This is a genomic window from Acetobacterium wieringae (assembly GCF_023700225.1).
Taxonomy (GTDB): domain Bacteria; phylum Bacillota; class Clostridia; order Eubacteriales; family Eubacteriaceae; genus Acetobacterium; species Acetobacterium wieringae.
In genome coordinates this window covers 185,585-198,870 of the sequence record NZ_CP097897.1, presented here as the reverse complement: position 1 = coordinate 198,870, position 13,286 = coordinate 185,585, and the positions used below count along the sequence as shown (strand labels likewise).

General features: G+C 41.6%; 17 protein-coding genes. All 17 read right to left on the bottom strand.

Annotated features, from left to right (window positions below):
- Positions 1 to 61: 61 nt before the first annotated feature.
- Entirely contained in the window at positions 62 to 952 is an 891-nt protein-coding gene (gene atpG / locus CHL1_RS00980; protein ID WP_250934386.1) for an ATP synthase F1 subunit gamma, read from the bottom strand.
- Between the two features lie 23 nt (positions 953 to 975).
- Positions 976 to 2,484: a F0F1 ATP synthase subunit alpha gene (gene atpA / locus CHL1_RS00975; protein WP_070371626.1), complete on the bottom strand. Its 1,509-nt coding sequence runs from the start codon at positions 2,482 to 2,484 to the stop codon at positions 976 to 978.
- Between the two features lie 16 nt (positions 2,485 to 2,500).
- Positions 2,501 to 3,043 carry a F0F1 ATP synthase subunit delta gene (locus CHL1_RS00970; protein ID WP_070371627.1) on the bottom strand — a complete coding sequence of 181 codons (543 nt, stop codon included), beginning with the start codon at positions 3,041 to 3,043 and terminating at the stop codon, positions 2,501 to 2,503.
- Positions 3,040 to 3,546, bottom strand: a complete 507-nt coding sequence (atpF, locus tag CHL1_RS00965) for a F0F1 ATP synthase subunit B (RefSeq protein WP_250934385.1) — start codon at positions 3,544 to 3,546, stop codon at positions 3,040 to 3,042. The genes CHL1_RS00970 and atpF overlap by 4 nt, the downstream gene beginning before the upstream one ends.
- A gap of 60 nt (positions 3,547 to 3,606) precedes the next feature.
- A complete protein-coding gene (gene atpE, locus CHL1_RS00960; protein WP_026393412.1) occupies positions 3,607 to 3,858 on the bottom strand; it encodes an ATP synthase F0 subunit C in 252 nt (83 codons plus the stop codon).
- Positions 3,859 to 3,906: 48 nt separating this feature from the next.
- On the bottom strand, positions 3,907 to 4,158 hold the full coding sequence (atpE, locus tag CHL1_RS00955; protein WP_026393412.1) for an ATP synthase F0 subunit C: 252 nt from the start codon (positions 4,156 to 4,158) through the stop codon (positions 3,907 to 3,909).
- Positions 4,159 to 4,230: 72 nt separating this feature from the next.
- Positions 4,231 to 4,533: an ATP synthase F0 subunit C gene (gene atpE / locus CHL1_RS00950; RefSeq protein WP_026393411.1), complete on the bottom strand. Its 303-nt coding sequence runs from the start codon at positions 4,531 to 4,533 to the stop codon at positions 4,231 to 4,233.
- A gap of 24 nt (positions 4,534 to 4,557) precedes the next feature.
- On the bottom strand, positions 4,558 to 5,220 hold the full coding sequence (gene atpB, locus CHL1_RS00945) for a F0F1 ATP synthase subunit A (protein WP_148636762.1): 663 nt from the start codon (positions 5,218 to 5,220) through the stop codon (positions 4,558 to 4,560).
- A 77-nt stretch (positions 5,221 to 5,297) separates the two neighbouring features.
- Positions 5,298 to 5,684: an ATP synthase subunit I gene (locus CHL1_RS00940; RefSeq protein WP_250934384.1), complete on the bottom strand. Its 387-nt coding sequence runs from the start codon at positions 5,682 to 5,684 to the stop codon at positions 5,298 to 5,300.
- Positions 5,662 to 6,003 (bottom strand): AtpZ/AtpI family protein, encoded by a 342-nt coding sequence (locus CHL1_RS00935; RefSeq protein WP_228877817.1) that lies wholly within the window; start codon positions 6,001 to 6,003, stop codon positions 5,662 to 5,664. Before CHL1_RS00935 ends, CHL1_RS00940 begins: the two co-directional genes overlap by 23 nt.
- A gap of 179 nt (positions 6,004 to 6,182) precedes the next feature.
- Positions 6,183 to 6,632 carry a ribose 5-phosphate isomerase B gene (rpiB, locus tag CHL1_RS00930; protein ID WP_228877819.1) on the bottom strand — a complete coding sequence of 150 codons (450 nt, stop codon included), beginning with the start codon at positions 6,630 to 6,632 and terminating at the stop codon, positions 6,183 to 6,185.
- Between the two features lie 18 nt (positions 6,633 to 6,650).
- Complete coding sequence (locus CHL1_RS00925; RefSeq protein WP_250934383.1) at positions 6,651 to 7,697, bottom strand: L-threonylcarbamoyladenylate synthase; 1,047 nt, start codon at positions 7,695 to 7,697, stop codon at positions 6,651 to 6,653.
- A gap of 42 nt (positions 7,698 to 7,739) precedes the next feature.
- The gene (locus CHL1_RS00920) at positions 7,740 to 9,173 is read right to left on the bottom strand and encodes a nicotinate phosphoribosyltransferase (RefSeq protein ID WP_148636772.1); all 1,434 of its coding nucleotides are present in this window, start codon (positions 9,171 to 9,173) and stop codon (positions 7,740 to 7,742) included.
- A 254-nt stretch (positions 9,174 to 9,427) separates the two neighbouring features.
- Positions 9,428 to 9,859: an arsenic metallochaperone ArsD family protein gene (locus tag CHL1_RS00915; protein ID WP_070371635.1), complete on the bottom strand. Its 432-nt coding sequence runs from the start codon at positions 9,857 to 9,859 to the stop codon at positions 9,428 to 9,430.
- A gap of 119 nt (positions 9,860 to 9,978) precedes the next feature.
- Positions 9,979 to 10,491 carry a PilW family protein gene (locus CHL1_RS00910; protein ID WP_250934382.1) on the bottom strand — a complete coding sequence of 171 codons (513 nt, stop codon included), beginning with the start codon at positions 10,489 to 10,491 and terminating at the stop codon, positions 9,979 to 9,981.
- Positions 10,488 to 10,904 (bottom strand): type IV pilus modification PilV family protein, encoded by a 417-nt coding sequence (locus CHL1_RS00905; protein ID WP_250934381.1) that lies wholly within the window; start codon positions 10,902 to 10,904, stop codon positions 10,488 to 10,490. Before CHL1_RS00905 ends, CHL1_RS00910 begins: the two co-directional genes overlap by 4 nt.
- A 9-nt stretch (positions 10,905 to 10,913) precedes the next feature.
- Positions 10,914 to 13,202, bottom strand: coding sequence for a hypothetical protein (locus CHL1_RS00900; RefSeq protein ID WP_250934380.1), 2,289 nt, complete (start codon positions 13,200 to 13,202; stop codon positions 10,914 to 10,916).
- Between the last annotated feature and the right edge of the window lie 84 nt (positions 13,203 to 13,286).

The window sequence follows — 13,286 nt, the reverse complement described above, 5'->3', positions numbered from 1 at the left end:
ATTTGCACTTAATAATTTTCTGTCTGGCAGGAATTGTGATCCTGCCCTATGCAAATTGTTATTATTTCAATGCTTCCGCCCCACCAACAATTTCAGAAATTTCCTGAGTAATTGCTGCCTGACGGACACGGTTGTATTTCAGTGTCAAACCATCGATCATCTCATTGGCGTTGGTTGTTGCCGATTCCATGGCGGTTCGACGGGCGCCTTGTTCACTGGCGGCACTTTCGATCATTGCGCCATAGACGGTGCTACTGACAAAGTTCGGAATCAGCTGATTTAGCAGCTCTTCCGGATCGGGCTCATAGAGCATGACGGTAAGATCTTTGCTTTTTCCTTCATTTTCGACCGCTTCCACTTTTTTTGCCGGTTTGAGATCTTCCACGCTGAGAGGAAGTAATTTCATGAGGCTGGCATGTTGTGAAATGGTAGAGATAAATTTGGTGTAGACAACATAAACTTCGTCATAGTCACCTTTTTTAAATCCTTCCATCACTACTGCCGCCACTTCCCGGGCATTAAAAAAGTTTGGTCGTTCGGAAATTCCGAGATATTCACCCTGAATCGTGTAGTCGCGGTTTCTGAAATGATCCCGACCACGAGATCCAACGGCATAAATATAAGCATCTTCTTTGTTTGTTATGTGATCCTCAACCAGTTTGCAAACATTGGCATTGTAACCACCAGCCAGACCCTTATCGCCAGTCAGGACAATATAGGCAACTTTTTTAACGTCACGCTGGTTCATGAAAACATTTCGGGTGCTTCCACTTTTTTCAACAATGCGTCCCATACTTTCAATCATGGCCTCAAAATAAGGGCGACGACCTTCGGCCAGTTCACGGCTTTTTCGCAGTTTAGCCGAAGCCACCAGTTCCATGGCATGGGTGATTTGCTTTGTACTGTTTACACTTTTTATCCGACGTTTAATATCTTGTACATTTTCTGCCACTCAGAATCACCTCCGCTGACAATCTATACAGATTTACTGAAAACTTTTTTATAAGCCTCAATACATTCAGCAAAACCTGCAACAACCTCATCCGAAAGGCCATCCTTACCTTTTGCTTTAGCCATGATTTGTGCATAATTCTTCTGGGCGTATGCAATCAGACCTTTTTCAAACTCACGAATATTTTTAACTTCAATATCTAAAAGGAAACCATTGGTTGCTGCATAAAGAATCAGAACCTGATCTTCAACATTCATTGGATCATATTGATCCTGTTTCAGGATCTCAACGATTCGTTCCCCTTTTGCCAGCTGAGCCTTGGTCGCTTCGTCCAGATCTGATCCAAACTGGGCAAATGATGCCAACTCACGATATTGAGCGTACTCAATTCGCAGTGGTCCGGCAACCTTTTTCATGGATTTAATCTGAGCAGACCCCCCAACTCGCGATACCGAAATCCCCGGGTTAACGGCTGGACGAATACCGGAACGGAACAGTTCAGCTTCCAGGAAGATCTGACCATCTGTAATCGAAATTACATTGGTTGGGATATAGGCCGAAACGTCACCTGCCTGGGTTTCAATAATTGGCAGAGCAGTGATCGATCCGCCCGCTTTAAGCTTGGCAGCTCGTTCAAGAAGCCGTGAATGGAGGTAAAATACATCCCCTGGATAGGCTTCACGTCCTGGTGGACGACGGAGAATCAGGGACATGGCTCGGTAAGCAACCGCATGTTTTGATAAATCATCATAAATGATCAGAACATCTTTTTGTTCTTCATTCATGAAATATTCCGCCATGGTAACCCCAGCGTATGGTGCCAGGTATTGCAGTGGTGCCAATTGTGAAGCACTGGCTGAAACAACGATGGTATAATCCATGGCGTTGTTTTCTTCCAATTGTCCCACGATCTGGGCAACGGTTGATTCTTTCTGGCCGATGGCAACATAGATACAGATAACATCTTCACCTTTCTGGTTGATGATGGTATCAATCGCCAGTGCGGTTTTACCGGTTTGTCTGTCACCAATGATTAACTCACGTTGACCACGGCCGATGGGAATCATCGAGTCAATCGCTTTATATCCGGTTTGGATCGGTTGATTTACTGATTCACGTTCGATTACCCCAGGTGCTTTAACCTCAACGGGACGATGGTGGTCAGTGGCAATTGGGCCTTTTCCATCAATGGGGAAACCCAAAGCATTAACAACACGGCCAATCATGGCGTCACCAACTGGCACTTCCACAATACGACCGGTACAACGAACAATGTCACCTTCAACGATGTTATCATCATAACCTAAAAGAACACAACCGACGTTATCTTCTTCAAGATTTAATACCATCCCGTAAACCTCGTTCGGGAAAGCTAAAAGCTCACCTGCCATAGCATTTTCAAGACCATGAACACGGGCAACCCCGTCTCCAACTTGAATGACCGTACCGACATCGACGACTTCAAGCTTATCTTGATAACGCTCTATTTCATTTTTAATAATTTGACTTATTTCCTCTGGTCGGAGATTCAACTTTACTCACCTCTTTTTAATGTAGTCTTAGACTGTTCATTTGCGTTTTCATTTGACTTAACTGATTTTTGATGCTCCCATCAATTACCTGATCCCCAACATAAACCACCGCACCACCAAGAATTGAATCATCGATGACATTTTCAAGAATCACCTTTTTATCAAAACGTTTGGCCAGGTTGGCTTCCAAAGCGACCCGAAGGGCTTCGTCCAGGGGTACCACGGTTAGAACCCGGGCTTCCACTGTGTTTTTGTAGGGTAACACCAACTGTTTGAATGTATCGTGGATTTCTAACAAAAATTCAAAACGATTTTTATCCAAAAGAATGTTTAAAAAATTTCTCAAGTACTGATTATATGAGTCTCCAAAAACCCGGCCAAGAACACCTTTCTTTTCAGAAGTATTCATTGAAGGGGTTAACATCAGATTCATTAATCCGGCTTCAGACTTGAAAAGATCAATGACCGAAGAAAACTCATCATACATTCCATCAACAATGTTTTTATCGACGGCAGTGTCGAATAAGGCCTGGGCATATCTTTTCGCTACTAAACTCATTTAGCATCCCCTACCTTATCGATAAAGTCCAGAATCATTTTTTCATGCTGTTTCTGATCCATGGATTTGTGGATAATTTTTTCAGCTGCAAAGAGTGACAGATCCACGATGTTTGATTTAACCTCATTCATCGCTTTACGTTTTTCAACTTCAATTTCAGCCATGGCTTTTTCCATGATCAATTTTGCATCAGCATGAGCCTTTTCGATAATATCGTGTTTTTGAGCCTGTGCTTCTACATTTGCATCACGAATAATTTCACGTTCTTTTGACCGGATATCTGCCAATAAGGTTTCATATTCCTGTTTTAATTTCGCTGCTGCGGCGTTCTTTTCGGTAGCACCTACTATTTCAGCCGAAACATCCTCTTGTCTTTTTGCAATAATATCTTTAACTTTTTCGTAAAAGAATTTTTTTAATAGCAAAAAGAAAATGATAAAGTTAACGATCGTTGCCGCCAAGAGTTTTAAGTCAATTCCAACTAAGCCTGCGTATTCAACCATAATGTTATAGCCCCCTTTCTAATTCATAAGCATTAACGTATTTCATTACAGAATCACCTATTAACCAAGAAAAGGATTGGCAAAAAGTAAAATCAGTGCAACAATCAACCCATAGATACCAGTGGTTTCAGCAACCGCTGCACCAAGAAGCATGGTTCTGACGATGTCACTTTGTGCTTCCGGCTGACGACCAACCGCTTCAGCACCTTTACCAGCGGCAAAACCCTGACCAATACCAGGTCCTACTCCAGCGATCATGGCAATACCGGCACCAATAGCTGAGCATGCTTTAATAAAATCTAAACCTTCCATTTGTGTTTCTTCCTCCTAATTTCAACCGAAATTTAAAATTAATATTAATTAACCAAGAAATGGGTTTGCAAATAATAAGATCAATGCAACAATCAACCCATAAATACCAGTGGTTTCAGCAACCGCTGCACCAAGAAGCATGGTTCTGACGATGTCACTTTGTGCTTCTGGCTGACGACCAACCGCTTCAGCACCTTTACCAGCGGCAAATCCCTGACCAATACCAGGTCCTACCCCAGCGATCATCGCAATACCAGCACCAATGGCTGAACACGCTTTAATAAAATCTAAACCTTCCATAATTAAACGTTCCTCCTAAAAATTTCCTTCCCTTCTAAAAGGGATTCGTAGTGATTAAAATCAGTACGACGATTAACCCATAAAGGGATTCGCAAAGAGCAGAATCAATGCGACGATGAGCCCATAAATACCTGTGGTTTCAGCAACTGCTGCACCAAGTAGCATTGTTCGAATAATATCACTTTGGGAATCGGGCCGAATTCCCACTGCTTCTGCACCTTTACCGGCGGCAAATCCCTGGCCAATACCAGGTCCTACCCCAGCAATCATGGCAGTCCCTGCGCCAATGGCTGAAAATGCTTTGATCACATCAATGCCATCAAACTGGCCGAGAAACTGCAATAAAAAATCTACAATATTCGCATCACCAATCATACCGTTTCCTCCCTTTCTCTCCCATTAATCCATAGCCCCAGAAATAAACACCATGGATAGCATTGTAAAGATAAAGCTTTGCAATAATCCTGAGAAGATATCAAAATAGAAATGGAATGGTACAGGAATTACGATCGGGAAGAACATAAGTCCTGCTAACGCTGAATACAGTAGCGCCATGATAATCCCGCCCCCCAGCAAGTTTCCGAAAAGACGGAACGACAGGGAAACCGGATTGGCAAATTCGCCAATGATATTAATTGGCAGTAAGAACGGCATTGGCTCAAGGAAACCCTTGAGGTAGCCTCCCAACCCCTTTGATTTTAAACCAAAGAACTGGGTCATAAAGAATGTCATCAAAGCCAGGCCAACTGTACAGTTTAAATCGGCTGTCGGAGATCTCAGACCATAGATTCCAGACGTGTTCGAAAACGCAAGAAACATGATTAAAGCAAGCATCCAAGGAGCAAACTTCATCTTATCTTTTCCCATCGTTTGGCCGACTAAACCATCCATAACCGTGACAATGGTTTCAGCAATGACTTGGGCTTTTCCTGGACGCTTTTGCATATTTTTTGTCAAAATAGCACACACAACCAGAATCATCACCATGATTATCCAGGTGTTCACAAGTGTTTGTGTGATTGGGAATCCGTAGATATACCCGTAAATTTTTGGGCCTTCCATTGTTTTTTCACCTCATTGTCCAGACGTTTTAAAATTTAAAACGTCTATTGTGTTTTTGGATTTTTACGCCTCATTGATCAAGACGTTTTTTTTGATACTGTTGAATTGATTAAAACTGAAATTTTTACGGCAACCAACCCGAGCAGCACACCAATGATGTTTACCCAGGGATTAATAATTGCCACATATATAACAACACCGGTTATCAGGTATCTCAAAAAATATCTGGTCTGAACATATTTTTGAGCCCTCGCCGATGGCATTTTCATTGCCTTGTCAAAGGTTAATTGCATGAGTCGAAAATTGAGAATACTGTAAGCGCCACCAAAGAGAACACCCAGGGCAAATGCCAGGGGATCTTTGGTGAGAAAACTAAACAGCATCAAACCAAGACTGACCAATCCGCTTTCAATCATTATTCGTGTTTCTAAAGATAATTTGTTAAAACTCTGTATCGTTTTCATCGTTTGCATCTTCCTTCTTTATCTGATCCCGATAGTCTTGGGCACGCTTTTTTCTGGCGGCCCGTTCTTCATCCGTCTCATTTTCCTCAGCTATTTTCTGAGCCTTTTCGCTCATCCGCAGGGGGATTACATACATGTTTCGCAAACCAGCCATGACTCCCAGCACCGCTAAAATAATCACCACCATGTTGCCAGTATGAAAATAGAAATCCAGAACCTTGCCGATAAAAATCATAATGCCGACCGGGACAAGGACTGATATCCCAATCTGTGAGATCATCGCCAGGTATTTATAAGGTTTCTCTTTTTCCCGCTTCATTCAACACTCCAAACCTTTGCAGTAATATTTCGCTACATTCCTGTTATTTTTTGCCATCTCATTTGTTAATTAATCTACAAACTAAAAGAAAAAGCTAATATTTATCCTTTTCCGTGAAATCTTTTACATATAGTATCACAATTTTATAGACTTGTATATACAGCAAATCTATTTTTTTGTTATTTTGAATATTTTTTTTCGATGGCTGTAATTCCATCGATCCGTCGTTGATGACGGTCTCCACCAAACTCCGTTTCCAGCCAGACTTTGACAATCCGCAATGCCAGACCCTCGCCCAAAACTCGGGCTCCCAACACCAGGACGTTGGCGTCATTGTGTTCTCTTGACATTTCAGCCATAAACTCATTGGTACACAAAGCACCCCGGATACCAGGCACCTTGTTAACCGCCATGGAGATCCCCAGACCTGTTCCGCAAATTGCGATGCCCCGATCACAGTCTCCAAAGCTGACTGCTTCGCCAACCCGTTGCCCGTAAATGGGGTAGTCACAAGAATCGGCTGTTTCGGTTCCGAAATCAACCACCTCGTGTCCCTGTTCGATTAAAAATGGTTTAATGACCGCTTTTAATGCCAGTCCCCCATGATCTGATCCAATTGCAAGTTTCATTCTTATTTTCCTTCCTATTTATATAAAGGCATAGCCAGCCGCCTTATACAGCCGATTAATTAATGCCAATGTTTCATTGTTCAAGGGAATATCTTCGGCAAATATTTTTTCAACACCCAATTCATCAAAGGTACGAAGACGTGAAAAAAGGTTCTTGGCCATCTCTTTGGGATCATTTCGGCTGCCCAGGGAAATAATCAGGCCTTCCCGATAAAAGCCCATGGTTTCATCGCTGGCCAGCACCCCAATGGTCATCGCCTTTCCTTTGTGATGCGAAAGCGCCCGGTTAATCTTGTCCCGGATTTCTTCCGGACTTCCCTTAACCACAACCAGTTCACCCTTGGGTGAATAGTGGGTGTATTTCATCCCTGGGGATGAAATCTTTTCCGGCACCACATTTTCGGTTACATTGGCAGAAACCGCCACCTCACCTAAAATTTCTCGTAGTTCTGCCAGAGTAATATCCCCTGGCCGCAACACTACTGGCGGCTCCACTGTCATATCAATCACCGTGGATTCCAAACCCAGCTCCGTATCTGCAGATAGAATCATGCCATCAACCCGACCATCCAGATCTTCCAGGACATGCTTTCCCTGGGTTGGACTGGGGCGACCTGAACGATTGGCACTGGGTGCAGCAATCGGGCAGCCAGCCATTTTGATAAAGGCTTGGGCAATCGGATGATCCGGAAAGCGAACCCCCACCGTATTCAATCCACCGGTTACCTCGGTTGGAATGGTGACCGCTTTTTCCATAATAATTGTCAAAGGACCTGGCCAAAACACCTTCATCAGTGTTTCCGCCTTTGCTGGAATATTGGCAACCAATGGCTTCACCTCATCCAGGCTGGCGATATGAACAATCAACGGATTATCATCCGGCCTGCTCTTGGCCGCAAAGATCTTTTTAATCGCCTGGGGATTTAATGCATCGGCACCCAGGCCATAAACTGTTTCGGTGGGAAATACCACTGTGCCCCCAGCTCTGATTAGACTGGCGACCGCTTCCAAGTCCGCTAAAGTCGACTCATCAAGCACTTCTATATTTATTATTTTTGTTTTCATGATTGTATCCATTTTTCTTAAGTCATCATCACAAATTAAATTTTATTCAGCCTCACTTAACAGCTTTTGTTTCAGCGCCCAAAGCTTCTCAGATAAATCGACATGATAAACATGGGGATTGACCATCCGCTTAAACGCTGGCCATAAACTATTTTTTTCATCTTTTAAGTGCTGTTGAATCTCTGCAATCGTCGGCGATTGATAAACACAGTTTCCATTGATAAAAACCGGCACCAGCAGTTCCCGGATATAATAATCATTGATGATTCGTTTTTTCCAGGTATGCACCGGATGAAAAATAGTCAGTGGTTCATCTTCATTGATGGTTTCATCTTCCAGGGTAATCAGATCCGCCAGGGCCATCCCATTACTCTTCCCATAGATACGATAGATTTTTTTGTATCCGGGATTGGTGATCTTTTCGGGATCGTTGGAAACCTTCAGTTTTGCTTTGCCGGAAATCACCGACAGTTTATACACACCACCCAAAGCTGGACAATCATAGGCGGTAATCAACTTGGTGCCAACACCCCAAGAATTGATTTTTGCCCCCTGGCTTTTTAAATCTTTGATCAGATGTTCATCCAGATCTGATGAAGCCACAATCCCGGCATCGTGAAGTCCGGCTTCATCGAGCATTTTTCGGGCTTCAATACTGAAATATGCCAAATCCCCGGAATCGATCCGAATTCCATAGCGACCAGTAATCGCCCCTTCAGCCAGGGCTTTTTTAAAAACCTTGATGGCGTTGGGCACTCCCTTTTCCAGGGTATTGTAGGTATCCACCAACAGGGTGGCATTATCGGGATTATATTTAACATATTTTTCAAATGCTTCCAGCTCGGTGTCGTAGCTGAGAATAAAACTGTGGCTCATGGTTCCCATCGCCGGCCGATTAAGCATTGCTTCGGTTTCCACCACACTGGTTCCGGCACAGCCACCAATAACGGCGGCCCGGGCGCCATAAAAACCGGCTTCGGTTCCGTGGGCTCGGCGTAACCCAAACTCCATTACCACATCGCCCCGGGCTTCTTCAATGATCCGGGCGGCCTTGGTGGCAATCAGGGTCTGATGATTGACAATGCTCAAAATCGTGGTTTCAACAATCTGGGCTTGAATCAGCGGCGCTTTGACCCGAATAATCGGTTCCATCGGAAAAATAATACTCCCTTCCGGAATGGCAAAAATTTCCCCTTCGAATTTAAAGTTCTCCAGATAAGCTAAAAAAGCGGGTGAAAATTCAGGATGATTTTTTTTCAGTAATGCCGTGTCTTCACTGGTAAACCGGATGCCCTTGATGTATTCAATCACCTGCTCTAATCCGGCTACAACAGTGTAACCCCCAGCAAATGGGTTGTTTCTAATAAAAACGTCAAAGACTGCTTCTTCTTTTTCTTTACCATCCTGAACGTATACATTTCCCATGGTAAATTGGTATAAGTCCGTTGCAAGCTGAAGCTTTCGGTCAAATTGCATACTAAATTCTCCTTCTTTTCACATTGCATATTATTCTACCACTTTATTAGGGTAAAATACAAACTTTTTCAATATAAATATTTGCAGGTCAATCTCGATTTTTGCCCGATTTTTCCACGTTTTCGCTGAAATCCTTTGCTAATATTCTCCTTGTTAATAAATATACAATTGCGATAATAAATTCTTGTGGTAATTTTTGGCAAAAAAAAAGAAATGCTCTCGCATTTCATTTTTTTTACGAATTATTTTACCAATCAGCCACAACTATCACAATCGCCGCTACAATCGCTATCATCGCAGTCGTTCCCTTTCACTTCCTCACCAAAGCCCAAAAACACAGTTTTTCCCCGCTTTTCCCGTTCCGCATAAATTTCAAGATCGCTCCAGGGCAATCCCGCCCATTTTGCCAGAGCAAAATCAGTGGGGTATTTTCCCATCATTTCGATTTTTCCATCAACAATGGTCAACGGCAAACACTCAATCCCCTTGGTGGCAATGGCTTCTTTGACAATAAAGCTTTCCATAAAGGACGGCATATCATCCATCACATTGTAGCGGGTTACCGAAACACCCCGTTCTCTTAAATCCTTTACCATATGCTCAATACGAAGCAGATCGGCCTCGATCATCGGGTCACAAATGCCGCTGGCACAGCCAGCTGGTTCGTAAAATTCTACTTTTTTCATATTTCCTCCTGAAGTGCTTTGACTTTCTTATTTTTTTTCGTTTTGCATGAGAACACATGCTTGTAAATTCAAATTTTATTATACAAATAATCTTTGCGTTTTGACCTTTTTCTTTGAATTTAGGGTGTCGCAAATGTCACAACTAGATATTTAGGTAGGTTTTCATTTAACGATCCATTCACAAATTCATCATGCTCAAAATCCGGGTTATCAAAATTATTTAAAACAATCCCTCCACTTAAAGTTGACATGGTGTTGTTCTTCGGGATCAGTTTGTAAGACATGGTATCTCCAACTATTTCCAATTGAATATCCTTGACTTGGTCTGAAACGTATTCCCCAGGACCAATGTTACAATCACCGATTTCATTGAAACCGATACTATAATCACCACCAGTTGTTTGAGCTACTCTGATTTCAATTGCTTTAGACAGTGAATTTTGGAGTTCCGTTTCTACGTTGGTGATACTCTTTTGTTTATATGAAACTCCCTCACCTTGAATATAAAGCTTTTGCGACATCAAAAAAACCGTTATCACTGTAAATATCAATACTCCCGAGATAAGCAGCGAGACAAGCAACTCCACCAGCGTGAAACCATTATTATAGTGCTTGCTAAACTGCATCTTCATACAAAATCACCGCCCTCTGAAAAGGGTTTATCTTTATTCTTGTTATTATAAAACTTGGCCAATGCGACAAGGTCAACGTAAGAATTTCCACTATTGTAATACACTCTTACGCTGATATTATATACTATCTTTTCATCTATTGTATTACTATTTACAACGATGTCAACCGCATGTCCATCAATTGAATCGGGATAACTTCCCGGCGTTTCTCCTGCTTCAAAGGCTGCAATCATTTTATCAATCTGATCTTGCCCGATTGCCGCTGCATTGTTTTTACTATCCGTAAAGAATATCATCTTTTGTCCGTACATCAAGGCGCCAACAACTGAAACGAGAATTATCATAATGATCGCTGTTGAAACAACTGTTTCGATCAGGGTAATTCCACCATTATTCTTCAAAACCTTATTCATGACGCCCCCTTAATAATATTTCTCAGTTCCCTGTTTATTTATCCCTGTTGGATCGCCAGGGTCAACTGGGTCGTCAGAAGACCACACATTTGAGACACTTGGTTCCGTCGGATTTAATAAGGTCACCGCCAAAGGAAGCCATTCTGGAGAACTGTTATATGTTAATGGTTCCAGTGGAAGATCTTCCAGTTTATTACCTGTCACGGCTTGATATTTTCCCGGCTTAATGGTTCGATCCGTCTCCCAGTCTTTAAATACTAACGGATCAGGATAGAAATAAAAATCAGTAGCACTTCCATCATTATTTCCTGAATATTTTAATTGCGTTTTCTTTTTGATGTCTCCGCCGCTACTGTTTAAATAGATACTGTCTGCCTTTACATTGAGCGTTAAAGTTGGTGGATTATCATACTTTAAAATTACCGGGCTTCCTAAGATAATTTTTTCGGCGCCAGTCATATTAACTGTTGAATTATACTGTTCATAGCCGTTAAACCGAGCTTTTAGTGTACCATTACCACTGATATTCATTAATGAATTATCCGCATAGGTCTTCCCGGCAACATCAAGATATTGGGTGTTAATATTCAAGGTTCCGGTTCGATTAACGGTTAGATTCCCTTTAACAAGAACATTTTGAGCATCTAATTCCAGCACCGAATTTTGTTTAAGTCCAAAATCACCATTGCACTGAAAGAGTTCAACGTTTTTAATCTTAACATTATAGGCAATTGATTCTAACGGAATAATTCCGCTCACAAAAATTTGATTTTTCGAGTTTTGTTTTCCTGTTACTGATATCTGACAATTATTGGATAAGTTTATTTTTCCTGAATAGAAATACACAATATTTTTAAACTCCTGATATGAGCCTGATGTGATCGTCGTCATATCACCGTGAAGCCAGAAATTTTCGCAATCCCAAATAACTCTTGTCCCATTTTTTACCGTAACATTGCTTGGATTAGTTGCTCGTCCAATCGCAATATTTTTTGCTGTCAGGCTATTATCCGGATTTGAAAAATCCGTCGAATTTGTCAGCAGATCTAAATTACCGCGAATCCAGATATTATCACTACAAGACCAGACAATTTTCGATCGATCTCCCACCTTAACATTGCCATTTAGATTATTGGTATAATCCCCAATGATAATATTCTTTGCATTAATAATTAAAGAAGATTTCGTTCCACCAGAAGCATTGATAAGAATATCCCCCTTAACCCAAAGGGTATCACATTCGATATTTAGATTGGTATTATCATTTATTGTCAGATTTTTATCGAAAATAATTGTTTTGGCTTTAAACGTATTTGTTTTTCCTGAACCGTTATTCTGAACATAATTTTCTTTGAACCAAATTGTCTCTGTTTTATTTCTGTCCCCCAAATTGAATTCAGCCTGCCACACACCAGTTGTTGGCATTGGCGCTGTGACATAGATATTTTTGGCCTTCATATCCAGTGTTTTTCCATTCATCCATTCAAATTTACTGTTATTATCTTTATTTCTTCCAATATCTAAACTTAGATTATAATTTTCAACTTTGAGCACTCCCCCAGAATCCTCTTTTTCGTTCCCCTCACCCTGAATATTAATTTTGACTTTATTTCCGGTCGCATGGATATGCGTATTGCGAGCGCCAGTGTCCTCCACCGGTGGTCCTGAAATGCCGCCAGTTCCCGCATCAGCTTGCACCGGTATATCAACCTTATAATTAAGCTCTCGCCGCAAACCTTGAACATCAAGATTAAATGTATACACGCGCGAAGCACCATCACCACTTGCCGTTAAATGACATTCCCCCAGAATTACTTTTTCGGTCGCTAATGGTGTTGTATCACCGTTGCTTCGGGCTATCAATGAATCCATATCGTCAATATTCCCTGTCACACTATTTTTAGTTCCAAAAATCTGCTTGGGATACTCGTTTTCTTTTCCGCTAATGAGATTATTTAACTGTGAAATACGCATTTGCAATGAAGCAATTAGCGCCTGATTATTGGGATCTGAAGAATCTAAGGCATTCAATTGATTTTGTTTTTCTGTTTTTTCCAGTTGATAATCATTTAATTCCGACATGTCATTATTAATAAAAATCTTCCCAAACTCAATCACCGACTTGGCATCAATATAAGCCTGTCGACTCTCGAGCGTTTGCTGGGTAAAGGTAAAGTCACTGTTGGCCACCGACAGCAACGAGACAACCATGATCATAATAATTACACCAATAATGATCACAAATGCCAACGAACTGCCTTTTTGGTTTTTTAAAATGTCTTTTATTTTATCGGCCATGGTAAACCTCCACCTTATTTTGCGCCACTCGCTAAAAAACCGCTTCACCTGCAAGCAGATCGCCATTGCACTCTTTTTTTCTCA